Source organism: Bacillus sp. S3 (assembly GCF_005154805.1).
Taxonomy (GTDB): domain Bacteria; phylum Bacillota; class Bacilli; order Bacillales; family Cytobacillaceae; genus Neobacillus.
Genome location: NZ_CP039727.1, coordinates 1887020 through 1910459 on the forward strand (window position 1 = coordinate 1887020; position 23440 = coordinate 1910459).

25 protein-coding genes are annotated in these 23440 nt (G+C 40.2%); all 25 read left to right on the top strand.

The window, feature by feature from the left end; genetic code table 11:
• Positions 1-2: 2 nt before the first annotated feature.
• The 25 genes from ffh to FAY30_RS09200 all read left to right on the top strand — a co-directional run bounded on the left by ffh (position 3) and on the right by FAY30_RS09200 (position 23418).
• Positions 3-1355, top strand: coding sequence for a signal recognition particle protein (gene ffh / locus FAY30_RS09080; protein WP_149869573.1), 1353 nt, complete (start codon positions 3-5; stop codon positions 1353-1355).
• 119 nt (positions 1356-1474) lie between these two features.
• On the top strand, positions 1475-1747 hold the full coding sequence (gene rpsP, locus FAY30_RS09085; protein ID WP_007087771.1) for a 30S ribosomal protein S16: 273 nt from the start codon (positions 1475-1477) through the stop codon (positions 1745-1747).
• A 12-nt stretch (positions 1748-1759) separates the two neighbouring features.
• On the top strand, positions 1760-1990 hold the full coding sequence (locus FAY30_RS09090) for a KH domain-containing protein (RefSeq protein WP_149869574.1): 231 nt from the start codon (positions 1760-1762) through the stop codon (positions 1988-1990).
• 75 nt (positions 1991-2065) lie between these two features.
• Positions 2066-2452 (top strand): YlqD family protein, encoded by a 387-nt coding sequence (locus FAY30_RS09095; RefSeq protein ID WP_149869575.1) that lies wholly within the window; start codon positions 2066-2068, stop codon positions 2450-2452.
• Positions 2453-2461: 9 nt separating this feature from the next.
• A complete protein-coding gene (rimM, locus tag FAY30_RS09100) occupies positions 2462-2980 on the top strand; it encodes a ribosome maturation factor RimM (RefSeq protein WP_149869576.1) in 519 nt (172 codons plus the stop codon).
• Positions 2980-3720, top strand: coding sequence for a tRNA (guanosine(37)-N1)-methyltransferase TrmD (trmD, locus tag FAY30_RS09105; RefSeq protein ID WP_190284925.1), 741 nt, complete (start codon positions 2980-2982; stop codon positions 3718-3720). Before rimM ends, trmD begins: the two co-directional genes overlap by 1 nt.
• A gap of 143 nt (positions 3721-3863) precedes the next feature.
• A complete protein-coding gene (gene rplS, locus FAY30_RS09110; RefSeq protein ID WP_149869578.1) occupies positions 3864-4208 on the top strand; it encodes a 50S ribosomal protein L19 in 345 nt (114 codons plus the stop codon).
• Between the two features lie 205 nt (positions 4209-4413).
• Positions 4414-4971, top strand: coding sequence for a signal peptidase I (lepB, locus tag FAY30_RS09115; protein WP_149869579.1), 558 nt, complete (start codon positions 4414-4416; stop codon positions 4969-4971).
• Positions 4972-5011: 40 nt separating this feature from the next.
• Complete coding sequence (gene ylqF / locus FAY30_RS09120; RefSeq protein ID WP_149869580.1) at positions 5012-5878, top strand: ribosome biogenesis GTPase YlqF; 867 nt, start codon at positions 5012-5014, stop codon at positions 5876-5878.
• Positions 5879-6164: 286 nt separating this feature from the next.
• A complete protein-coding gene (sdaAB, locus tag FAY30_RS09125; RefSeq protein WP_149869581.1) occupies positions 6165-6827 on the top strand; it encodes an L-serine ammonia-lyase, iron-sulfur-dependent subunit beta in 663 nt (220 codons plus the stop codon).
• A gap of 30 nt (positions 6828-6857) precedes the next feature.
• The gene (gene sdaAA, locus FAY30_RS09130; RefSeq protein WP_149869582.1) at positions 6858-7763 is read left to right on the top strand and encodes an L-serine ammonia-lyase, iron-sulfur-dependent, subunit alpha; all 906 of its coding nucleotides are present in this window, start codon (positions 6858-6860) and stop codon (positions 7761-7763) included.
• Between the two features lie 91 nt (positions 7764-7854).
• Entirely contained in the window at positions 7855-8625 is a 771-nt protein-coding gene (locus FAY30_RS09135) for a ribonuclease HII (protein WP_149869583.1), read from the top strand.
• Between the two features lie 216 nt (positions 8626-8841).
• Complete coding sequence (gene sucC, locus FAY30_RS09140) at positions 8842-10002, top strand: ADP-forming succinate--CoA ligase subunit beta (protein ID WP_149869584.1); 1161 nt, start codon at positions 8842-8844, stop codon at positions 10000-10002.
• Positions 10003-10026: 24 nt separating this feature from the next.
• The gene (gene sucD / locus FAY30_RS09145) at positions 10027-10929 is read left to right on the top strand and encodes a succinate--CoA ligase subunit alpha (RefSeq protein WP_149869585.1); all 903 of its coding nucleotides are present in this window, start codon (positions 10027-10029) and stop codon (positions 10927-10929) included.
• 80 nt (positions 10930-11009) lie between these two features.
• On the top strand, positions 11010-11912 hold the full coding sequence (gene dprA / locus FAY30_RS09150; RefSeq protein ID WP_149869586.1) for a DNA-processing protein DprA: 903 nt from the start codon (positions 11010-11012) through the stop codon (positions 11910-11912).
• Positions 11913-12226: 314 nt separating this feature from the next.
• Positions 12227-14308: a type I DNA topoisomerase gene (gene topA, locus FAY30_RS09155; RefSeq protein ID WP_149869587.1), complete on the top strand. Its 2082-nt coding sequence runs from the start codon at positions 12227-12229 to the stop codon at positions 14306-14308.
• Positions 14309-14634: 326 nt separating this feature from the next.
• Entirely contained in the window at positions 14635-15942 is a 1308-nt protein-coding gene (trmFO, locus tag FAY30_RS09160) for an FADH(2)-oxidizing methylenetetrahydrofolate--tRNA-(uracil(54)-C(5))-methyltransferase TrmFO (RefSeq protein ID WP_149869588.1), read from the top strand.
• 157 nt (positions 15943-16099) lie between these two features.
• Positions 16100-16642, top strand: coding sequence for an ATP-dependent protease subunit HslV (hslV, locus tag FAY30_RS09165; RefSeq protein WP_149869589.1), 543 nt, complete (start codon positions 16100-16102; stop codon positions 16640-16642).
• Positions 16643-16662: 20 nt separating this feature from the next.
• A complete protein-coding gene (gene hslU, locus FAY30_RS09170) occupies positions 16663-18066 on the top strand; it encodes an ATP-dependent protease ATPase subunit HslU (RefSeq protein WP_149869590.1) in 1404 nt (467 codons plus the stop codon).
• Positions 18067-18160: 94 nt separating this feature from the next.
• Positions 18161-18940, top strand: coding sequence for a GTP-sensing pleiotropic transcriptional regulator CodY (gene codY, locus FAY30_RS09175; RefSeq protein WP_149869591.1), 780 nt, complete (start codon positions 18161-18163; stop codon positions 18938-18940).
• Between the two features lie 189 nt (positions 18941-19129).
• Positions 19130-19834 (top strand): 30S ribosomal protein S2, encoded by a 705-nt coding sequence (gene rpsB, locus FAY30_RS09180; protein WP_149869592.1) that lies wholly within the window; start codon positions 19130-19132, stop codon positions 19832-19834.
• Positions 19835-20090: 256 nt separating this feature from the next.
• Complete coding sequence (gene tsf, locus FAY30_RS09185; RefSeq protein WP_149869593.1) at positions 20091-20975, top strand: translation elongation factor Ts; 885 nt, start codon at positions 20091-20093, stop codon at positions 20973-20975.
• A gap of 122 nt (positions 20976-21097) precedes the next feature.
• Complete coding sequence (gene pyrH, locus FAY30_RS09190) at positions 21098-21823, top strand: UMP kinase (RefSeq protein ID WP_149869594.1); 726 nt, start codon at positions 21098-21100, stop codon at positions 21821-21823.
• The gene (frr, locus tag FAY30_RS09195; protein WP_149869595.1) at positions 21823-22380 is read left to right on the top strand and encodes a ribosome recycling factor; all 558 of its coding nucleotides are present in this window, start codon (positions 21823-21825) and stop codon (positions 22378-22380) included. The genes pyrH and frr overlap by 1 nt, the downstream gene beginning before the upstream one ends.
• Positions 22381-22641: 261 nt before the next feature.
• Positions 22642-23418 (top strand): undecaprenyl pyrophosphate synthase, encoded by a 777-nt coding sequence (locus FAY30_RS09200; RefSeq protein ID WP_149869596.1) that lies wholly within the window; start codon positions 22642-22644, stop codon positions 23416-23418.
• The last annotated feature ends 22 nt before the right edge of the window (positions 23419-23440 follow it).

The window sequence follows — 23440 nt, forward strand, 5'->3', positions numbered from 1 at the left end:
GAATGGCGTTTGAAGGATTAGCCGACCGACTGCAGAATACAATCCAAAAAATCCGCGGAAAAGGAAAGGTCTCGGAAGCGGATGTAAAAGAAATGATGCGTGAGGTGCGTCTTGCCTTACTAGAAGCAGACGTTAACTTTAAAGTCGTCAAAGATTTTGTGAAAAAAGTCAGTGAACGCGCCGTAGGGCAGGAAGTTCTGAAAAGCTTAACTCCAGGTCAGCAGATCATCAAAATCGTTAATGAGGAATTGACTGCGCTAATGGGGGGAGAGCAAAGTAAGATTGCTGCCTCGAATCGTCCGCCAACCGTTATCATGATGGTTGGGCTGCAGGGTGCCGGTAAAACAACAACAACAGGTAAGCTTTCGCTTTTACTTCGAAAGAAGTATAACCGCAAACCGCTGCTGGTTGCTGCGGACATTTATCGTCCAGCTGCCATTAAGCAGCTTCAAACTCTTGGTAAGCAATTAGATATGCCTGTTTTCTCTCTTGGTGATCAAGTGAGCCCGGTTGAAATCGCCAAGCAGGCAATCGCGAAAGCGAAAGAAGACCATAATGACTATGTCCTGATTGATACGGCTGGTCGACTACACGTTGATGAGACCTTAATGGACGAATTAAAGGATATTAAAGAGCTTACAAAACCAGATGAAATCTTCCTTGTTGTCGATGCGATGACAGGACAAGATGCCGTCAATGTGGCCCAAAGTTTTAATGAACAGCTCGGTTTAACCGGAGTTGTTCTTACAAAGCTTGATGGTGACACAAGGGGCGGGGCCGCATTGTCTATCCGTGCCGTCACCCAAACTCCGATTAAATTTGTCGGTTTGGGCGAGAAAATGGATGCTTTGGAACCATTCCATCCTGAACGAATGGCCTCAAGGATCTTAGGTATGGGTGATGTGTTGACACTGATTGAAAAAGCCCAAGCAAATGTCGACGAACAAAAGGCAAAAGAGTTAGAACAGAAGATGCGGACAGCATCATTTACATTGGAAGACTTTTTGGATCAGCTAGGCCAAGTGCGAAATTTAGGCCCGCTTGATGAATTATTAAAAATGATGCCAGGGGCAAACAAAATCAAAGGTTTGAATAATCTTCAAATTGATGAGAAACAAATTGCCCATGTGGAAGCGATTATTCAATCCATGACAAAGGCAGAAAAAAACAATCCCGAGATCCTGAATGCGAACCGCAAACGTAGAATTGCCAAAGGAAGCGGGCGTCCTGTCACCGAAATTAACCGCTTATTAAAGCAATTTGAAGATATGAAAAAAATGATGAAGCAAATGACGGGAATGCAGCAAAAGGGAAAGAAAAAGGGCGGCTTCAAATTTCCATTTAAACCGTTCTAGGATGTTTCGGTTTGGCTGAAATTGGTAATACTGCTTGTAAAGAAAAAACACTTTACAAACAATAAAAGAATTGATATTATACTATCTTGTGTGAAACTATTCGGAGGTGCTTATTTAAAATGGCAGTAAAAATTCGCTTAAAACGTATGGGAGCTAAGAAAACTCCTTTCTATCGTATCGTAGTTGCAGATTCTCGTTCACCACGTGATGGACGTTACATTGAAATCGTAGGAACTTACAATCCTGTTACGCAACCAGCTAAAGTAGAAATTAACGAAGAGTTAGTTCTTAAATGGTTAAAAGACGGTGCGAAACCATCTGATACCGTTCGTAACCTTTTCTCAAACCAAGGCATCATGGAAAAATTCCATAACGCTAAATTAGGCAAGTAATAGCAGTCAGCTATGAAAGATCTAATTGAAACGATTGTTAAGCCCCTTGTTGATTTTCCGGAAGACGTTTACGTCCGTGCCGATGAAGAGGATAACCGCATTACCTATCACCTTACTGTGAATAAGACAGATATGGGAAAAGTGATCGGGAAACAAGGGCGTGTTGCAAAGGCCATTAGAACTGTTGTTTATGCAGCAGGATCTTCACAACAGAAGAAAATTTTTCTAGAAATTGGTGAATAGCTTTTTGCATCTAGATAAAAGGGAGGGATTATTTCCTCTCTTTTTTGCTATATAAATGCAAAAGGAGGTCCCTACATGCAAATAATCCAAACAGTTGTGGTAAAGCAATTACTAACAGAAAATAGTAAACAACTGCTATTTAACAAGTATCAGTCCGAAAAATTACAGCTGCAGAAAGAATGTGATCAGCTGCAATTTGAACAGAAACGGCTGGAGAAAACAAAAAACTTTTCACCAGGACCATTAAAACAGCAGTTTGAAAAAGAAATTCAAATGCGTAAAGAAAAAATAAAGCTTATTGAGTTTCAAGTGGAACAATTACATATCCTACCATTAGGCAGTGAGTTAAAAGAAAAGGAAGTTCAGGCTCTCGTTGAGGTGAATGTTGGCGATGTTTGGGACGAGAGACAAGGGCAGCGTACAATCATCATTAAAGATGGAATTATTGAAGAAATTAGGTGAAAATGGACAATGGATAAATGGTTCAACGTTGGGAAAATCGTCAATACACAAGGAATTAAGGGTGAAGTCCGTGTGATCTCGAAAACGGATTTCCCTGAAAAACGCTATAAACCAGGAAATGTTTTATATTTATTTATGCCAAAATCAAATCAGTCTATTGAACTAACCGTGAAGAGCCATCGCACACATAAAAATTTTGAATTACTTACTTTTGAAGGATTCACAAACATCAACGAAGTGGAAAAGTTTAAAGAGGGGATTCTGAAAGTTCCGGAATCACAGCTGGATGAATTAGAAGAAGATGAATTTTATTACCATGAAATCATCGGCTGCCTTGTTGCTACTGTAGATGGCGAAGAAATCGGCAAGGTTACCGAAATTCTCTCACCTGGTGCTAATGACGTTTGGGTTGTGAAAGGAAAAGGCGGCAAAGAAGTACTAATCCCTTATATTCATGATGTCGTAAAAAAAGTGGATGTCAAAGAGAAAGTGGTTTTAATTAAACCAATGGAAGGATTACTTTCATGATGCAGATTGATATCCTTACATTGTTTCCGGAAATGTTTACCGGAGTACTGGGACAATCGATCCTACAAAAAGCAGCAGAAAAAGCGGCAGTTAATTATAATGTAGTCAATTTTCGTGAGTTTGCTGACAATAAGCATTCTACTGTTGATGATTATCCTTATGGCGGCGGTGCTGGGATGGTATTAAAGCCCCAGCCCATTTTTGATGCTGTAGCCGCTCTGAAGAAAAATGGTCATGGTAAACAGCCAAGAGTGATTCTGCTATGCCCGCAGGGTGAGCGATATGAACAGCGGAAAGCTGAAGAATTAGCAAAAGAAGATCATTTGATCTTCATCTGCGGTCATTATGAAGGCTATGACGAACGAATTCGCGAGCATGTGGTAACAGATGAAATATCGATTGGTGATTATGTCTTGACCGGCGGCGAGCTTGGAGCAATGGTAGTGGTTGACAGCGTTGTCCGCCTCTTGCCGGAGGTGCTAGGCAATCAAGAATCCCACATGAAGGATTCATTTAGTACCGGTCTCTTAGAACATCCGCACTATACAAGACCGGCAGATTTCAGAGGACTGAAAGTACCCGATGTCCTTCTGTCAGGAAATCATAAATTAATCGAGGAGTGGCGTAATAAAGAAGCATTAAGACGGACCCTCCATAGACGGCCGGATTTATTTGATAAAATTGAACTAACTCCGGAACAGGAAAAATGGTTACAAGAAGTAAAAAAAGATGCCGAGTAATATTGCGAGCCCACAATAAATATGGTATGATACTTCTTGTGACTTGAACTGATCCGTTTCAGTTGTGGTCTTATAACGATGTTCCGCTGCAAGATAAAGGTATGTTAGTGTGCATGAGCATCTGTTGGAAGGAGTTGAAAACGATGCATAAATTAATCGAAGAAATCACAAAAGAACAACTTCGTTCTGATCTGCCTGCGTTCCGTCCTGGTGACACTGTACGTGTTCACGTTAAAGTTGTCGAGGGTACTCGCGAGCGTATTCAGTTATTTGAAGGTGTTGTGATTAAGCGTCGTGGTGGTGGAATTAGCGAAACTTTTACAGTTCGTAAAATTTCTTACGGAGTAGGCGTTGAGCGTACTTTCCCTGTTCATACACCAAAAATTGCGAAGCTTGAAGTAATTCGCCGCGGTAAAGTTCGCCGTGCTAAGCTTTACTACTTGCGCAGCCTTCGCGGTAAAAAAGCAAGAATTAAAGAGATCCGCTAATATGAAAAGAAAAGAGCTTGCCCGGGAGCAGGCTCTTTTTTTATACTCATATTTGATTTTTCTTGTACTGCTTCCATTTATTGCGAATTTATAAAGGAAATATTAAAGTTTGATTAAAAAGTTTTATCCCATCGTGTTAAATAGGTGCAAGTTATGTAAAATAGTCTTTATAAGACATTTTTTTAAAGTGATTGGTGGGGATTGTATGACAAAAAAGAAGAATGAACTATGGGAATGGACGAAAGCCCTATTGATTGCGGTAGCACTGGCAGCAGTTATCCGTTATTTTCTATTTGCACCGATAGTGGTGGATGGCTTATCGATGATGCCGACATTAAAGGATCAGGATCGCATGATCGTCAATAAATTCAGTTATGAAATTGGTGAGCCAAAGCGATTTGATATTATCGTCTTTCATGCCCCGGAGAAAAAGGATTACATAAAGCGCGTGATTGGTCTCCCAGGTGACACGATTGAATATAAGGATGATACGTTATACGTAAATGGTAAAGCGTATAAAGAGCCTTATTTAGATGAATATAAGAAGCAAGTAGAGGATGGGCCATTAACCGGTGCATTTACATTAGAAGAAAAAATTGGCCGTCAGACCGTTCCTAAGGGTGAGCTGTTTGTCATGGGGGATAACCGCCGCTTCAGTAAAGACAGCCGGCATATTGGAACCGTCCCTATGAGTAAAGTAATCGGTAAAACAAGCGTCGTTTACTGGCCGATAAAAGATGCACATATTGTAACAGTGAAATAGAGCACCATGGCGCTTACGCTTTTAGAAGGAGGTGACTTATTTGACGATCCAATGGTTTCCAGGCCATATGGCTAAGGCTCGCAGAGAGGTCACGGAAAAATTAAAACTTGTTGATATTATTTTTGAATTAGTGGATGCGCGAATACCGTATTCCTCCAGAAATCCGATGATTGATGAAATTATTCAGCATAAACCACGGCTAGTCTTATTAAATAAAGCGGATATGGCAGACCAGACTGTGACGAAAGAATGGATTGCCTTTTTTGCGGAAAAAGGAATCAAGGCACTGGCAATCAATTCACAGGCTGGAGAAGGAATGAAACAAATTGTCCAAGCCTCAAACGAAATTCTTAAAGAGAAATTTGACCGTTTAAGAGCAAGAGGTGTAAAACCAAGAGCTATCCGCGCCATGATCGTTGGGATCCCAAATGCGGGTAAATCGACTCTTATCAATCGACTGGCCAAAAAAAACATCGCTAAGACAGGAAATACACCTGGAGTCACAAAAGCACAACAGTGGATTAAAGTAGGCAAAGAAATGGAATTACTGGATACCCCGGGAATTTTATGGCCGAAATTTGAGGATCAAGAGGTAGGCATGAAACTGGCCATTACAGGGGCGATTAAAGACACTTTATTAAACCTGCAGGACTTAACGGTCTACACGTTAAGATTTTTAGAACGCGCCTATCCAGAACGGTTGAAGGAACGCTATCAGTTAGACGCGCTACCCGAAAACGTTGTCGAAATGTTTGATCATATTGGAGAATTGCGCGGGTGTCTGATGTCGGGCGGTATCGTCGATTATGATAAAGTGTCAGAATTGGTGATCAGAGAAATACGGTCAGAAAAATTTGGCAGGATTACCTTTGAACGACCTTCAGATTTAATGGTTGAAAAAGAATAATAATTGCTCAGGGGCTCTCCAAACGGGGAGCTTCTTATGTTCATCCGAATGTACAAATGATAAAATAGTTTGCTGCTAGTAAAATGTTATTTTAAATCTAGTAAATCTTTGATATTATTTTTAATGGCTGTATATTGTAATCGTTTTCATTGTTATTGGCGAGAAAGCGCAGAATAAGGACTTTTACCAGCAATTATTACTGGTTACTTTGAAGCAATTCTCGTAAAATGAATGGAGAAGATATCGGCGGTAAAAAATAACAGGTTAAATAAATGGGGGTACATCAATGAAATATCGCTCAGCTTTTGATATTATCGGGCCGGTCATGATCGGACCGTCCAGCTCACATACAGCAGGAGCAGCAAGGATTGGAAGGGTTGCCAGGACCCTGTTTGGGAAACTGCCCAAGAAAGCGATTATCTCCCTATATGGTTCCTTTGCTAAAACCTATAAAGGTCATGGAACAGATTTTGCTATTGTTGCAGGCCTTCTCGATTTAGATACATTTGATGAAAGAATGCCTAAAGCCCTGTCTATTGCAAAAGAGATGGGATTAGAGGTAGTTTTTCAAACGGAAGAGGCAGTAACGGATCACCCAAATACTGTAAAAATAAATTTATATGATGAGAAAGACGAGCTTGAAATGGTGGGAATTTCAATTGGAGGGGGAACAATTGAAATTACGGAATTAAATTCATTTCCGTTAAAGCTTTCTGGCGAGCATCCGGCCATATTAGTTGTACACCAAGACCGCTTTGGTATTATTTCTGCGGTAACAAGTATTTTATCAAAATATGAAATTAACATCGGCCATATGGAAGTTTCACGGTTAGAAAAAGGTGAAATGGCGTTAATGGTGATAGAGGTCGACCAGAAAATTGAGGGGACCGTAATAGAGGAATTGGAACAACTTGCGAATGTAAAGCAAGTCATTCGCATGGTTGAATAGATCGATGAAAAAACATCAGGGGGTGTGGTCATGTTTCGAAATGTAGCAGAGCTTGTTCAGCTTGCAGAAAGCAATCATGTTAAAATAGCTGAAATTATGATTCGGCAGGAAATAGAAGTATCTGGGCTTAAAAGGGATGAAGTAATCGCAAAAATGGACACGAATTTAACTGTTATGGAACAAGCGGTTGAAAGAGGCCTTAACGGTGTTCACTCCCATACCGGACTAACCGGTGGAGACGCAGTCCTGTTGCAAAACTATATTAAAAGCGGCAAAGCCTTAGGCGGTACGATTTTACTGGATGCTGTTAGTAAAGCAGTCGCTACGAATGAAGTAAATGCTGCAATGGGCGTAATTTGCGCCACGCCGACAGCAGGGTCAGCAGGTGTTGTACCTGGTACTTTATTTGCTGTAAAAGAAAAATTGAATCCAACTCGTTCGGAGATGATTGAATTTTTGTTTACGGCAGCAGCATTTGGCTTTGTTATCGCAAATAACGCCTCCATTTCCGGCGCTGCAGGCGGATGTCAAGCGGAAGTAGGCTCTGCAAGCGGCATGGCGGCGGCAGCCATTGTAGAAATGGCAGGCGGCACGCCACAGCAGGCTGCAGAGGCAATGGCGATCACATTAAAGAATATGCTAGGCTTAGTATGTGACCCTGTTGCAGGTTTAGTTGAAGTTCCGTGTGTGAAACGAAACGCCATGGGTGCCTCAAATGCCATAACAGCAGCAGACATGGCGCTTGCCGGAATTACAAGCAGAATCCCTTGTGATGAAGTCATACACGCCATGTTCTTGATTGGCCAATCGATGCCATCTGCTCTCCGGGAAACTGCTGAAGGCGGTCTTGCGGCAACACCAACTGGAAAAAGGCTGGAGCAAGAAATCTTTGGTACCGGCAGTACAGTTAAACTTAAAGACTTAGTAATCTCGTAAAAAAAAGCACACGAATTCTTTTTGAAACTCGTGTGCTTTTTTGAATTGAAATGAATGCCGAAACAATATATCATGACAACAGGTGAAAAAAATGAAGTTACAAACAATTGCGGAAATTGAACGACAACTAGAAAGTATTCTAGTAGACAATGATCCATTTTTGGTAGAGGTCCTTCAGGATGAGCGTAAAGGTGTACAGCAGCTGATACATAAATGGCGAAAGAAAAGGTCAGAGGAAAGAAGATTAAAGGAAAAGTTCAATGAGATGAATGTCTATGAAAAAAAATGGCGCTCTCAGGGATTTGAATTCATTGCCGGTGTGGATGAAGTTGGAAGAGGCCCGCTTGCCGGTCCTGTTGTAACAGCAGCTGTTATATTACCGGCAGATTTTTTCTTAGCAGGTCTTGATGATTCGAAAAAGCTTTCAGAAAAAAAACGTCTGGAATTTGATACGATCATCAAAAGGGAAGCGCTGGCGTATAGCGTTTCGATGATTCATGCAAATGAAATCGATGAGATCAATATTTATGAAGCCACTAAAAAGGCGATGAAAGCAGTAATCACCTCGCTCAATCCAAAACCAGATTTTTTGTTAATTGATGCAATGAAACTTGAAACCCCTTATCCTGCCGAATCCATTATCAAAGGGGATGGAAAAAGTATCTCGATTGCTGCGGCTTCGATTGTTGCAAAGGTAGCAAGAGATGAGTGGATGAAGGAACTTTCAATCCTGTATCCTGACTATGGCTTTCAGCAGCACATGGGATACGGGACGAAGGAACATATCCAAGCAATTAAACTACATGGGATTACTCCATATCATCGGAAGAGCTTCGCGCCAATTAAAAACTCCCTTGAATAAAAAACAGGTTTCCGCCTGTTTTTTATTATTGTAAAAAATATATTGACGGTTAATAAATTGGAAAAATACCTTTGTAATGGGAATTATAGTAATTTATTATTCTGAATTTTTTTAACTTGAATATAATTTTTTAGCTTAATGGTGGACAAGGTATGTGTCATTATATAAAATGAAAACGGAGTCAATTTTTTGAAGAGTTTGATAGGAGGATGGGAAATGAATATCCATGAGTATCAAGGGAAAGAGATCCTCAGAAGTTATGGGGTAGCGGTTCCTAACGGAAAAGTGGCATTCACTGTTGAAGAAGCAGTTGAAGCGGCGAAAGAACTAGGCACACAGGTTTGTGTTGTAAAGGCACAAATTCATGCTGGCGGACGGGGGAAAGCCGGTGGTGTTAAAGTTGCGAAAAACCTTGAAGAGGTTCGTACATATGCAAATGAAATTCTTGGCAAGACTTTGGTTACACACCAAACGGGTCCGGAAGGTAAAGAAGTTAAACGTCTATTAATTGAAGAAGGCTGCGACATCAAGAAAGAATACTATGTGGGCTTAGTATTGGATCGTGCGACTTCACATGTTGTACTAATGGCATCCGAAGAAGGCGGAACGGAAATTGAAGAAGTAGCTGAAAAAACCCCTGAGAAAATTTTTAAAGAAGAAATAGATCCTGCGATTGGCTTGCAGCCGTTCCAAGCGCGCCGTATTGCTTTCAATATCAATATTCCAAACGAGCTTGTGAACCAGGCAGTAAAATTTATGATGGGATTATATAATGCCTATATCGAAAAGGATTGCTCGATTGCTGAAATTAACCCGCTTGTTGTTACCGGTGACGGTAAAGTAATGGCACTAGATGCGAAATTAAACTTTGACTCTAATGCCCTATATCGTCAAAAGGATGTATTAGCATACCGTGATCTTGAAGAAGAAGATGTAAAAGAAATTGAAGCATCTAAATATGATTTAAGCTATGTTGCTTTAGATGGAAATATTGGCTGTATGGTAAATGGAGCCGGACTTGCGATGTCTACAATGGATATTATTAAACATTACGGCGGAGACCCGGCTAACTTCCTTGATGTTGGGGGCGGTGCCACAGCTGAGAAGGTAACAGAAGCATTTAAAATTATCCTTTCTGATCCAAACGTAAAAGGTATTTTTGTTAATATCTTTGGTGGAATCATGAAGTGTGATGTCATTGCTGAGGGTGTTGTCGAAGCAGCTAAGCAAGTTGGACTAAGTGTTCCGCTTGTTGTTCGTTTAGAAGGAACCAACGTTGACTTAGGTAAGAAAATCCTTGCTGAGTCAAGTGTGGAAATTATTGCTGCTGAATCTATGGCTGACGGCGCACAAAAAATCGTTTCATTAGTGAAATAGGATCGAGAAGAAAGGGGAATTATCGTGAGCGTTTTTATTAATAAGGATACAAAAGTTTTAGTTCAAGGGATAACAGGCGGAACTGCCCGTTTTCATACAAAACAAATGCTTGAATATGGCACTAAAATTGTTGGCGGGACCTCACCAGGGAAAAAGGGCCAAGAAGTTGAGGGTGTGCCAGTATTCAATACAGTGAAGGAAGCGGTTGAAGCAACAGGTGCAAATGCTTCTGTTATCTATGTTCCTGCACCATTTGCTGCTGACTCAATTATCGAAGCAGTTGATGCAGAATTGGATCTTGTTATTTGTATTACTGAGCATATTCCTGTATTGGATATGGTGAAAGTGAAGCGCTACATGGAAGGCAAAAAGACACGCCTAGTCGGACCAAACTGTCCAGGTGTTATTACTGCTGATGAATGTAAAATTGGGATTATGCCCGGCTATATCCATACGAAAGGCCATGTTGGCGTTGTTTCCCGCTCTGGCACATTAACGTATGAAGCAGTGCACCAACTAACGCAAGCAGGACTTGGTCAAACAACCGCTGTCGGTATTGGCGGAGACCCTGTTAATGGAACGAACTTCATCGATGTCCTTAAGGCCTTTAATGAAGATCCTGAAACATATGCTGTAATCATGATTGGTGAAATCGGCGGTACTGCTGAAGAAGAAGCAGCTGAATGGGTAAAAGCAAACATGACAAAACCTGTTGTTGGCTTTATCGGCGGCCGTACAGCACCTCCAGGAAAACGCATGGGGCACGCTGGTGCGATTATTTCCGGCGGAAAAGGTACTGCTGACGAAAAAATTCGCATTATGAATGAATGCGGCATCAAGGTTGCAGATACACCTTCTGTCATGGGGGAAACATTAATTGAAGTGTTGAAAGAACAAGGTCTTTACGAAAAATGTAAAACACATTAATTTTTCATCAAGTTGGCTGCAGATAGTCCCTCATAGTTTGAGGGGCTATTTATCGTATTTTAAAAAAAGGAGAAAAAAGCATGGATGACTTTAAAGAAAGACTGGTTCATTTGCTACATTACCCGAATATCACTTGGAACATGGTCTATCAACTATTAAAGAAGGACCCCGCTCTAGAGTCTTTATACCTGCACCAGACCAAATCATCACACCAGATGTCCTTATTTCCACCCATTAACCACGAACACTCCTTGGTCCAATCTTCTATCATTTCTCTTCACCCTGATATGATTCATGAACAAATCCGCCAATACGAAACCAACGATATTACCGTAATAACAATTTTGGATAAAGAATACCCTAGCTATTTAAAAGAAATCTACCAGCCGCCATGGGCTTTATTTATGAAAGGAGATCTGTCTCTTCTTGAAAGGGATCCAAAACTTGCAGTGGTGGGTTCTCGTCAAGCCTCACAATACGGCAGAAATGCGATTAGGTTAATGTTTCCTGAATTAATTCATAATGGAGTTCTGATTGTCAGCGGTTTAGCAAAGGGAATAGATGCCTTAGCACACGAATACGCGATAAAAAATGGCGGGAATACCATTGCTGTTATTGCCGGCGGTTTATATCACATTTATCCAAAAGAGAACATGAGTCTTGCGTTAGAAATGATGAAAACGCAGCTTATTATGTCCGAATATCCTCCGGACACAAAACCGCTTAGATGGCATTTTCCGGCTCGCAATCGAATTATTAGCGGTTTAGCGGCAGGAACATTTATTATAGAAGCAAAGCGAAAAAGCGGATCGCTCATTACGGCCAATTACGCTGTCCATGAAGGCAGGGATGTTTTTTCACTTCCCGGAAGTATTTTTAATCCTTATTCAATCGGCACGAATGAATTAATCCAGCAAGGGGCAAAACTTGTCACAAGGGCCGAGGATATTTTAGAAGAAATAAGATTAAACTCTAGGAAATAACAAATCTTAGTAATAAAAATGGATATTTTTGCAGGTTTTTTCGTTAAAATGGAGAAATAAGCTTAAAAAGGTTGCAAAAATTTCTAATATGTTATACATTTTCCAACAGATGTTCGAAAAAATTGAATATAATATTGAAATTAACATATAATTGAAAAAAATTTGGGATAAGGCAGTTTTGTAAAGTATTTTCGCCGGTTCAAGTTGTTAAAACTGGAGTGTAGGAAATCTTCTCAAATGGTAAGCATCTTAGAAACAGGCAATTGCCGTATTCGAGGCGCTTTCACACTTTCCCTCTTAAGGAGGATATTTGAATGGCTGCAGAATTTCTAGTCATCGTTGAATCGCCAGCCAAGGCGAAAACGATTGAACGCTATTTAGGAAATAAATATAAAGTAAAAGCTTCAATGGGACATGTTCGTGATTTACCTAGGAGTCAAACAGGGGTAAATGTAGAAAATAATTTTGAGCCCAAATATATCACAATTCGCGGGAAAGGTCCTGTTTTAAAAGAGTTAAAAACAGCGGCCAAAAAAGCAAAAAAAGTGTATCTCGCGGCTGACCCGGATCGTGAAGGGGAAGCAATCGCTTGGCATTTGGCACATAGTTTAGATGTTGATATTAACTCAGATTGCCGTGTGGTCTTTAATGAAATTACAAAGGATGCGATAAAAGAATCATTTAAGCATCCGCGTCCAATTAATATGGATCTCGTTGATTCTCAGCAGGCACGGAGAATATTAGACCGGCTTGTCGGCTACAATATCAGCCCGCTTCTTTGGAAAAAGGTGAAAAAAGGGTTGAGTGCAGGACGTGTTCAATCCGTAGCAGTCCGATTGATTATTGATCGGGAGAAAGAAATAAAAGCGTTTATACCTGAAGAATATTGGACGATTGAAGGAGACTTTTTAAAGGGGAATGATCACTTTAGTGCCAATTTTTATTCCTTAGTTGGTCAAGATAAAACGGAGTTAAAATCGGAACAAGAGGTTCAAGCGATCTTAAAGCAATTGAATGACAATAAGTTCAAGGTAATTTCTGTGACAAAGAAAGAACGCAGAAGAAACCCGGCGCCGCCTTTTATCACCTCCTCCTTGCAGCAGGAAGCGGCACGAAAGCTCAACTTCCGTGCAAAGAAAACAATGATGCTTGCTCAGCAGTTGTACGAAGGGATTGAACTTGGTAAAGAAGGTACAGTTGGTCTCATTACCTATATGAGAACGGATTCCACCCGAATTTCAGAAGTTGCTCAGGCAGAGGCAGCAGGTTATATAAAAGCGGAATTTGGCGACAACTTTTTAAAGGATGTCCAAAGGAAAGAAAAAAAGCAAACCAATGCCCAAGATGCGCATGAAGCGATTCGTCCAACCAGTACTTTGAGAAATCCAAACAGCTTGAAGGAATTTCTTTCGCGTGATCAGCTTCGTTTATATAAATTGATTTGGGAACGGTTTTTAGCAAGTCAAATGGCACAGGCCGTCATGGATACAATGAGTGTTGATTTGCAGAATGGAAATGTCGTATTCCGTGCTACTGGCTCAAAAATAAAGTTTCCTGGCTTTATGAAGCTATATGTAGAGGGTTCAGATGACCAGGAGGATGGACCTGACAAGATGCTTCCGGATTTGAAAGAAGGAGATGAAGTGTTTAAAAAGGATATTGATCCGAAACAGCACTTTACTCAGCCTCCACCGCGATACACGGAAGCAAGACTTGTTAAAACGCTTGAAGAATTGGGAATTGGAAGGCCGTCTACATACGCGCCTACATTGGATACCATTCAAAAACGAGGTTATGTTGCACTTGATAATAAACGCTTTATTCCTACAGAATTAGGAGAAATTGTCCATGAGCTGATCCTTGAATTCTTCCCTGAAATACTAAATGTTGAATTCACTGCAAAAATGGAGCACGATTTGGATAATGTTGAAGAGGGTACAGTAAAGTGGGTGCAAGTCATTGATGAATTTTACCGGGACTTCGAAATCCGTTTAAAGAAGGCGGAAAAGGAGATGCAGTCAGTAGAAATTAAAGATGAGCCGGCAGGCGAGGACTGCGAAAACTGTGGAAATCCGATGGTGTTTAAAATGGGTAGATACGGTAAGTTCATGGCCTGCAGTAATTTCCCTGATTGCCGGAATACAAAACCGATTGTGAAAGAAATCGGTGTTACTTGCCCTACTTGTAAAGAAGGACAGATTATCGAGCGTAAAAGTAAAAAGAAAAGGTTGTTTTACGGTTGTACGCGCTATCCTGAGTGTGAATTTATTTCCTGGGATAAACCGCTGCAACGGCCTTGTCCAAAATGTGAAGGCCTGCTTGTAGAAAAGAAATTAAAAAAGGGCGTCCAAGTTCAATGCGTTAACTGTGATTATAAGGAAGAACCGCAAAGTTAAGAGTGGGTATACCCGCTCTTTTATTTATTTTTCGATAGTTAAAACTTTTTTCTTTTTCATTCGTATAGTAAAATGCAAGATGGACTTTAAAAGAGGGAAAGGTATTGAGTAAGAAAAGCGGAAGCGCCCTGGTCAGCGGCGTATGGCCTGGAGCGCTCCAACTGAGATAAAGGAAACACGAAGAGCCGGAGGCGAATCGATGTTGACTTATCGTAGGGCGGAGAGCGAAGGACACTAGCCGTTAGGGTGCTGGAGCTGGACAATTATCAAATATACATTCCCATATGTACATATTTCAACAAGTTGGGTATTAGGGAGGTTTCTAGATGAAGGATGTAACGATAAATGTAATTGGTGCCGGATTGGCCGGGAGTGAAGCAGCTTGGCAAATTGCTAAACGGGGCATAAAAGTGCGTCTCTACGAGATGCGCCCGGTAAAACAAACTCCGGCACACCATACGGATAAATTTGCGGAATTAGTATGCAGTAATTCATTGCGCGCAAATACATTAACAAATGCAGTCGGTGTTTTGAAAGAGGAAATGAGAAAGCTTGATTCTGTGATTATCACTTCAGCAGATGCTTGTTCGGTTCCGGCTGGAGGTGCCTTGGCAGTTGATCGTCATGAATTTGCCGCTAAGGTAACGGAGATGGTCAAAAACCATGAAAATGTTACGGTAATTAATGAAGAGGTAACCCAAATTCCTGAAGGTCCAACGATTATTGCAACTGGCCCGTTAACGAGTCCTGATCTTTCTGCACAGCTTAAAAGCTTAACCGGTGAAGATTACCTGTATTTTTATGATGCGGCGGCACCAATTCTCGAAAGAGAAAGCATCAATATGGATAAAGTTTATTTAAAGTCTCGCTATGATAAAGGAGAAGCTGCCTATTTAAATTGTCCAATGACAGAGGAAGAATTTAATCGTTTTTATGAAGCGCTTGTTTCTGCTGAGACTGTTCCTTTGAAGGAATTCGAAAAGGAGATCTTTTTTGAAGGTTGCATGCCAATTGAAGTCATGGCAGCAAGAGGTAAGAAAACAATGCTTTTTGGCCCATTAAAACCAGTTGGTTTAGAGGACCCGAAAACAGGGAAAAGACCATTTGCGGTAGTACAGCTTCGTCAAGATGATGCGGCAGGGACACTGTTTAATATTGTCGGTTTTCAGACACATTTAAAGTGGGGAGCGCAAAAAGAAGTCATTCAGTTGATTCCGGGACTTGAAAATGCAGAAATCATTCGCTATGGTGTGATGCACCGCAATACCTTTATTAATTCACCGAAGGTATTAAAAGCCACTTATCAATTCCGAAATCGCGAAAATTTATTCTTTGCCGGCCAAATGACCGGAGTTGAAGGATATGTGGAATCAGCTGCAAGCGGCTTAATTGCTGGCATCAATGCTGCACGGTTAGTTAACGGGATAGATCCTGTGGAGTTTCCTGCTGAAACAGCAATTGGCAGTATGGCTCGTTATATTACGACCGCCAATCCGGATAATTTTCAGCCGATGAATGCTAATTTTGGCTTATTTCCTGAACTGCCTGTCCGTATTAAAGGAAAGCAGGAAAGAAATTTACAGCATGCAAATCGAGCGCTGGAAACAATTCAGAACTTTGTGAAATTTTTGTAAAATTTATTGCAAGGGCTATGGAAGTATGTTACTATTTAATAGCCCTTGCCGTGTATAAATGTGAATGTTTTATTAAACTTATTTATCTGATGTTTACAAACAATTAGAAATTACGCAAAATAAACAATTGAACCTACTCCATAAGGAGGAGATTTGGATGAATCAATTTCATGCTACAACGATATTTGCAATCCACCATAATGGTGAATGTTCTATGTCTGGTGATGGCCAGGTGACATTTGGTAATGCAGTTGTGATGAAGCACACAGCAAAAAAGGTAAGAAAGATTTTTAATGGTAAAGTACTGGCTGGTTTCGCTGGTTCTGTTGCTGATGCATTTACTCTATTTGAACTGTTTGAAGGGAAATTAGAGGAATATAATGGGAATCTCCAAAGGGCGGCTGTCGAGCTTGCAAAAGAATGGAGAAACGATAAAATGCTGCGCAAGCTGGAAGCGATGTTAATTGTTATGAACCGTGAAAGTTTGCTTCTTGTTTCCGGCACTGGAGAAGTTATCGAACCTGACGACGGGATTCTTGCGATTGGCTCTGGTGGAAATTACGCATTGGCTGCAGGTCGTTCACTGAAAAAATATTCCGGTGAGCACTTATCTGCAAAAGAAATTGCAAAGGCTTCTTTAGAAATAGCCGCAGAAATATGTGTATATACGAACCACAACATTATTGTTGAAGAGCTATAACGGGAAGGAGACTGAAAAATATGGGAAGAACAACCAATTTAACCCCCCGCCAAATTGTCGAAAGACTTGATCAATACATTATTGGACAGAAGGATGCCAAGAAAGCGGTCGCAGTTGCGTTAAGAAACCGTTACAGAAGAGGTTTGTTGAATGACAAGCTCAGAGAAGAAATCATTCCGAAGAACATTTTAATGATTGGCCCTACCGGGGTTGGGAAGACGGAAATTGCCAGAAGAATTGCGAAGCTTGTTGGCGCGCCGTTTATTAAGGTTGAGGCGACTAAATTTACAGAGGTAGGCTATGTCGGCCGTGATGTGGAATCAATGGTTAGGGATTTAGCTGAAACTTCCGTTCGATTAGTGAAAGAGGACCGGATGCAAAGTGTAAAGGAACGGGCTGAGGAAAATGCAAACGGCAGGCTTGTAGATTTACTAGTTCCATCTGCTAAAAAATCAACGAATTATAAAAACCCGCTTGAAATGTTATTTGGCGGCGGTAATCCGAACGCTGAGCAAGAGACGCAACAAGAAGATTACTCTGTTTTCGAAAAGCGGAAAATTGTTAAAGAGAAACTTGCTCTTGGCCAGTTAGAAGATGAAATCGTAACCGTTGAAGTAGAGGAACAAGCCCCATCCATGTTTGATATGCTGCAAGGGTCCGGAATTGAACAAATGGGTATGAATATGCAGGATGCGTTAAGCAGCTTTATGCCGAAGAAGCGGAAGAAGAGAAAATTAACCGTCCGTGAAGCAAGGACAGTGTTAACAAACGAAGAAGCGGCAAAGCTGATTGATATGGATGAAGTAACATCAGAAGCCATTTATCGTGCGGAGCAGACAGGGATCATTTTTATTGATGAAATCGATAAAATTGCCAGCAAGAATTCCGGCGGATCATCAGCTGATGTTTCCAGAGAAGGTGTTCAAAGGGATATTTTACCGGTTGTTGAGGGTTCAACAGTGGTAACGAAGTATGGTTCAATCAAAACGGATCATATTCTGTTTATCGCTGCCGGGGCATTTCATATGGCGAAACCATCGGATTTAATACCGGAACTCCAAGGCCGATTCCCAATCCGGGTCGAACTGACAAAACTGACAGTAGAAGATTTCTTCAGGATCTTAATCGAGCCTGATAATGCATTAATTAAGCAATATCAAGCATTATTGGAAACAGAAGGTATACAAATTGAATTTTCTGACGATGCTATTCGTAGAATTGCTGAAGTAGCATTCGAAGTGAATCAAAATACAGACAATATTGGTGCCAGACGACTCCATACGATATTAGAAAAGCTTTTAGAAGACTTATCGTTCGAAGCGCCGGATATTTCAATGGAGAAAATTACGATCACACCACAGTATGTAAATGATAAATTGGGTGCTATCTCGAAAAACAAGGATTTGTCACAATTTATTCTATAGGTGCGGTTGCTGATACAATGACCTAATCAGTCATAAAAATGTTAACTTATAAAATTTAATAATGGTTGTAGTCAATTTAGGAGGAAGAAACACAATGGATTTACTTACAAAAACGAGAAAAATTAATGTTTTATTGCAAAAAGCTGCTGGAAAACCAGTGAATTTCAAGGAAATGTCAGAGACATTAAGTGAAACAATTGAATCGAATGTTTACATTGTCAGCCGCCGCGGGAAACTTTTAGGATTTTCAATTTATCAGCAAATTGAAAACGAACGAATGAAGAAAATGTTTGAAGACAGACAATTTCCTGAAGAATACACAAATGGTTTGTTTAATATTCAAGAAACTTCATCAAATCTTGGTATTGAAAGCCAATATACTGCTTTCCCTGTGGAAAACAGAGAATTATTCCATGAAGGCTTGACAACAATTGTCCCAATTATCGGAGGCGGGGAACGATTAGGCACATTAATCCTTGCCAGATTACAAGAAAAATTCCAGGATGATGAATTGATTCTTGCGGAATATGGTGCAACTGTAGTAGGTATGGAGATTTTACGTGAAAAAGCAGAAGAGATTGAGGAAGAAGCTCGCAGCAAGGCCGTTGTGCAAATGGCTATCAGTTCATTGTCTTATAGTGAACTAGAAGCCATTGAGCATATTTTTGAAGAGTTAAATGGTCATGAAGGCCTATTAGTTGCTTCAAAAATTGCTGACCGTGTTGGTATTACACGTTCCGTAATTGTCAATGCATTAAGAAAACTTGAAAGTGCAGGGGTTATCGAATCCCGTTCTCTTGGTATGAAAGGAACGTACATCAAAGTATTAAATGATAAGTTTTTAGTTGAACTTGATAAATTAAGATCGAATTAAGATTAAAATCTCCAGTTCACCTGGAGATTTTTTTTGAATATATAACTTGATTGTTAAGATTACATGTGCTATATTATTTCATGGTGTTAATACACACGCTTATTGATTTAAACAGACGGTGCTGTAGAAACAGTTTCTGTTTAAAAATGAAATAAGCGGAGGAAAACAAACCACTAGGAGGAAAAACACATGTCAGTAATTTCAATGAAACAATTGCTTGAAGCTGGTGTACATTTCGGACACCAAACTCGCCGTTGGAACCCTAAGATGAAGAAATATATCTTCACTGAGCGTAACGGTATCTACATTATCGATCTTCAAAAAACAGTTAAAAAAGTGGAAGAAGCTTATAACTGGGTTAAGGAACTTGCTGGTAACGGCGGAACCGTTCTTTTTGTTGGTACAAAGAAACAAGCTCAAGATTCTGTTAAAGAAGAAGCTGGCCGTTCTGGAATGTACTATGTTAACCAACGCTGGTTAGGTGGTACACTAACAAACTTTGAAACCATTCAAAAGCGTATTGGCCGCTTAAAAGATATCGAAAGAATGTCAGAAGACGGTACTTTCGAAGTACTACCAAAGAAAGAAGTAGTACAATTAAAGAAAGAACAAGAGCGTCTTGAAAAATTCCTAGGCGGAATTAAAGACATGAAACAGCTTCCAGATGCACTTTTCATCATTGACCCTCGTAAAGAGCGTATCGCGGTTGCAGAAGCGAAGAAATTAAATATTCCTATCGTTGGTATCGTTGATACAAACTGTGATCCAGATGAAATCGATGTAGTGATTCCAGCGAATGACGATGCGATTCGTGCAGTTAAGCTTTTAACTGGTAAAATGGCTGATGCAATCCTTGAAGCAAAACAAGGCGAAGAAGTACAAGTAGAAGCATAATACTAATTCAATTTAGTGATCTGATAAAAAGGTGATAAGAGGGAGACCCTTTATCACCTTTTTTTAAAGAAAACTTGCCGATTGGCGAGCCGTCAGGCGAAGACAGAGGCTTAGTTGCACTTATGCCTAATAGGAAAGTTTTACTTTCCTATCGGCGAAAGAAAACTTGCCGACTGGCAAGCTAAAGACTGTTTATCTTCGGCATAGATGGCTAAGATATGAGTACAGTACATAGAATTTAAGGAGGAAGAAAATTATGGCAGTTACTGCTCAAATGGTTAAAGAACTACGTGAAAAAACTGGCGCAGGAATGATGGATTGTAAAAAAGCTTTAACAGAAACAAATGGTGATATGGAAAAAGCAATTGATTTCCTTCGTGAAAAAGGAATCGCGAAAGCTGCTAATAAAGCTGATCGTATTGCAGCTGAAGGGTTAACTTCTATTGTAACTGAAGGAAACAATGCTGTTATTCTTGAAGTAAACTCTGAGACTGACTTCGTAGCGAAAAACGAAGGATTCCAAACACTTGTTAAAGAACTTGCACAGCATCTACTTAAAAACAACCCGGCATCTGTTGAAGAAGCTGTTGCTCAAACAATGGAAAACGGTGTATCTGTTGGTGAACACATTAATGCAGCAATTGCGAAAATTGGTGAAAAATTATCACTTCGTCGTTTTGCAGTATTATCAAAAACGGATAATGATGCATTTGGCGCATACCTCCACATGGGCGGACGTATTAGCGTATTAACCGTTCTTGAAGGTACAACTGACGCTGATGCGGCTAAAGATATTTCCATGCACATCGCTGCATTAAGACCAAAATATGTTTCTCGTGATCAAGTATCACAAGAAGAGGTGGAGCGCGAGCGTCAAGTATTAACACAACAAGCTCTAAACGAAGGCAAGCCTGAAAATATCGTGGCTAAAATGGTAGAAGGCCGTCTTGGAAAATACTTTGAAGATGTTTGTGTTCTAGACCAAACTTTCGTTAAAAACCCTGATCAAAAGGTACGTCAATTCGTTGAATCAAAAGGTGCAACTTTACGTGAATTCGTTCGCTACGAAGTAGGCGAAGGCATTGAAAAACGTGAAGATAACTTCGCAGAAGAAGTTATGAACCAAGTTAATAAACAATAGTCAATAATTCTCTAATTTAAAGCGAACACGTTTTAAGGGAATGTTGCTGTAATAGGTTTTTGAATAGGGAACACGGTGTGTTCCCTATTTTTCAAGATTAATTTACATACACGGAGGTTTATATGAGCGGTCCTAAGTACAAACGCGTAGTTTTAAAATTAAGCGGGGAAGCACTTGCTGGTGAATCGAGCTTCGGAATTAAACCTTCCGTTATTAAATCGATTGCCATTCAAGTCAAAGAAATTGCAGAACTTGGTGTTGAGGTAGCTGTTGTTGTAGGCGGTGGAAACATTTGGCGTGGAAAAATCGGCAGTGAAATGGGAATGGACAGAGCAACAGCTGATTATATGGGAATGCTCGCGACCGTTATGAATTCTTTAGCACTTCAAGATAGTTTAGAACACCTAGGAATTGAATCACGCGTGCAAACATCAATAGAAATGCGCCAGGTGGCTGAACCATATATTAGACGCCGTGCAATTAGACATCTCGAGAAGCAGCGGGTTGTAATTTTTGCTGCCGGCACAGGTAATCCTTATTTCTCAACGGATACCACAGCTGCACTTCGGGCAGCAGAAATTGATGCCGAAGTCATATTAATGGCGAAAAATAATGTGGATGGAGTTTATTCAGCAGACCCTCGTGTTGACGCAAATGCTACTAAATATGAAGATTTATCATTCCTGGATGTGATCAAGGAAGGGTTAGCCGTAATGGACTCAACCGCTTCTTCCTTATGTATGGATAATGATATTCCACTAATTGTCTTCTCTATTATGGAACAAGGCAATATTAAAAGAGCCGTTATGGGTGAAAAAATCGGAACAATCGTTAGGGGGAAAAATTAATGCCAAAGCAGGTTATCTCTACTACTAAAGACCGAATGACAAAAGCTATTCAGTCATATTCTCGTGAACTTGCCAGTATCCGTGCCGGCAGGGCTAGTGCGTCATTGCTGGACCGTATCACGGTTGATTATTATGGTGCACCTACGCCCGTCAATCAAATGGCAGGAATCTCAGTTCCTGAAGCCAGGCTTCTAGTGATTCAGCCATATGATAAATCGATCCTTGGTGATATTGAAAAGGCAATTTTAAAGTCTGATTTAGGCTTAAATCCTACGAACGATGGCCAGGTTATTCGCCTTGCCATTCCACAGCTGACTGAGGAACGCCGGAAAGAACTTGTGAAATTAGTCAAAAAAGAATCAGAAGAAGCAAAAGTTGCCCTTCGGAATATTCGCCGTGATTCCAATGATTCGTTGAAAAAGCTTGAGAAGAATGGGGAAATAACAGAAGACGCACTTCGAGGCTATTCTGATGATGTACAAAAGCTTACGGATGAGTACATTCAAAAAATCGATCAAATTACGAAAGATAAAGAAAAAGAAATATTAGAAGTGTAATTGAGTATCAGACCCTCTATTTAGGGGGTTTTTTTCACTATATGTAGGATTTTTTAAACGATACCGATGGCAAGCGAATGTTTTCTGAACATTATTCTTAATTCCTTTTATTTTACATAAGTTATTATTAGAGATATCTTCTAGATTTTTTGGTATGATAAAACCACCTAACCAAAAATATCCTTTACATATCGACATTTGATTCAATTTGAAAGTGATCTATTTTCGGAGGAAATGATTAACTAATTGAGGTGCAATGTTATGTTAAATAAATTTAAACTTAGGAAGAAGCAGCAAACGTCTTCCACACTCCGAGATAAAATAGAAGAAATAAAAAAACTGCCTGTTCCCGGGCACGTTGCCATTATTATGGATGGCAATGGCCGCTGGGCTAAAAAAAGAGCACTGCCGAGGATTGCCGGTCATCATGAAGGGATGAAGGTTGTTCGTAAAACAACGATGTTGGCAAATGATCTTGGAATAAAGGCATTGACTTTATATGCTTTTTCAACCGAAAACTGGAAACGTCCTAAAAATGAAGTAGAATACATTATGAGGCTGCCGGAAGAATTTCTTGGGACCTTTCTTCCTGATTTAGTTAAAAATAATGTACAAGTGAAAATGATGGGCTATAAAGATCAACTTCCGGTACATACCTTACGAGCCATTGAAAAAGCCATGGAGGAAACAAAAAATAATACCGGATTAATTTTAAACTTTGCCTTAAATTACGGAAGCAGAGCGGAGATACTAGATGCGGTCAAGCAAGTCTTAACTGATAGTAAAAATGGTATACTAAATGAAACGGAACTCAACGAACAGGTATTTTCCTCATACTTGATGACCTCAGCATTTGAAGATCCTGACCTTTTAATCCGGACTAGCGGAGAAATCCGTTTAAGTAACTTTATGCTTTGGCAATTAGCATACTCGGAGTTTTGGTTTACGGATGTCCTATGGCCGGACTTTAATGAGGAACATTTGCTTGAAGCGGTTGAGGTCTTCCAAAAGCGCCAGCGCAGGTATGGCGGCTTATAGAAATAACAAAGGTGTTGAACTA

Excerpts from the sequence above, each read along its gene's own strand:
- ffh (WP_149869573.1), top strand. The coding sequence starts at position 3 with ATGGCGTTTGAAGGATTAGCCGACCGACTGCAGAATACAATCCAAAAA.
- rpsP (WP_007087771.1), top strand. The coding sequence starts at position 1,475 with ATGGCAGTAAAAATTCGCTTAAAACGTATGGGAGCTAAGAAAACTCCT.
- FAY30_RS09090 (WP_149869574.1), top strand. The coding sequence starts at position 1,760 with ATGAAAGATCTAATTGAAACGATTGTTAAGCCCCTTGTTGATTTTCCG.
- FAY30_RS09095 (WP_149869575.1), top strand. The coding sequence starts at position 2,066 with ATGCAAATAATCCAAACAGTTGTGGTAAAGCAATTACTAACAGAAAAT.
- rimM (WP_149869576.1), top strand. The coding sequence starts at position 2,462 with ATGGATAAATGGTTCAACGTTGGGAAAATCGTCAATACACAAGGAATT.
- trmD (WP_190284925.1), top strand. The coding sequence starts at position 2,980 with ATGCAGATTGATATCCTTACATTGTTTCCGGAAATGTTTACCGGAGTA.
- rplS (WP_149869578.1), top strand. The coding sequence starts at position 3,864 with ATGCATAAATTAATCGAAGAAATCACAAAAGAACAACTTCGTTCTGAT.
- lepB (WP_149869579.1), top strand. The coding sequence starts at position 4,414 with ATGACAAAAAAGAAGAATGAACTATGGGAATGGACGAAAGCCCTATTG.
- sdaAB (WP_149869581.1), top strand. The coding sequence starts at position 6,165 with ATGAAATATCGCTCAGCTTTTGATATTATCGGGCCGGTCATGATCGGA.
- sdaAA (WP_149869582.1), top strand. The coding sequence starts at position 6,858 with ATGTTTCGAAATGTAGCAGAGCTTGTTCAGCTTGCAGAAAGCAATCAT.
- FAY30_RS09135 (WP_149869583.1), top strand. The coding sequence starts at position 7,855 with ATGAAGTTACAAACAATTGCGGAAATTGAACGACAACTAGAAAGTATT.
- sucC (WP_149869584.1), top strand. The coding sequence starts at position 8,842 with ATGAATATCCATGAGTATCAAGGGAAAGAGATCCTCAGAAGTTATGGG.
- dprA (WP_149869586.1), top strand. The coding sequence starts at position 11,010 with ATGGATGACTTTAAAGAAAGACTGGTTCATTTGCTACATTACCCGAAT.
- topA (WP_149869587.1), top strand. The coding sequence starts at position 12,227 with ATGGCTGCAGAATTTCTAGTCATCGTTGAATCGCCAGCCAAGGCGAAA.
- trmFO (WP_149869588.1), top strand. The coding sequence starts at position 14,635 with ATGAAGGATGTAACGATAAATGTAATTGGTGCCGGATTGGCCGGGAGT.
- hslV (WP_149869589.1), top strand. The coding sequence starts at position 16,100 with ATGAATCAATTTCATGCTACAACGATATTTGCAATCCACCATAATGGT.
- hslU (WP_149869590.1), top strand. The coding sequence starts at position 16,663 with ATGGGAAGAACAACCAATTTAACCCCCCGCCAAATTGTCGAAAGACTT.
- codY (WP_149869591.1), top strand. The coding sequence starts at position 18,161 with ATGGATTTACTTACAAAAACGAGAAAAATTAATGTTTTATTGCAAAAA.
- rpsB (WP_149869592.1), top strand. The coding sequence starts at position 19,130 with ATGTCAGTAATTTCAATGAAACAATTGCTTGAAGCTGGTGTACATTTC.
- tsf (WP_149869593.1), top strand. The coding sequence starts at position 20,091 with ATGGCAGTTACTGCTCAAATGGTTAAAGAACTACGTGAAAAAACTGGC.
- pyrH (WP_149869594.1), top strand. The coding sequence starts at position 21,098 with ATGAGCGGTCCTAAGTACAAACGCGTAGTTTTAAAATTAAGCGGGGAA.
- frr (WP_149869595.1), top strand. The coding sequence starts at position 21,823 with ATGCCAAAGCAGGTTATCTCTACTACTAAAGACCGAATGACAAAAGCT.
- FAY30_RS09200 (WP_149869596.1), top strand. The coding sequence starts at position 22,642 with ATGTTAAATAAATTTAAACTTAGGAAGAAGCAGCAAACGTCTTCCACA.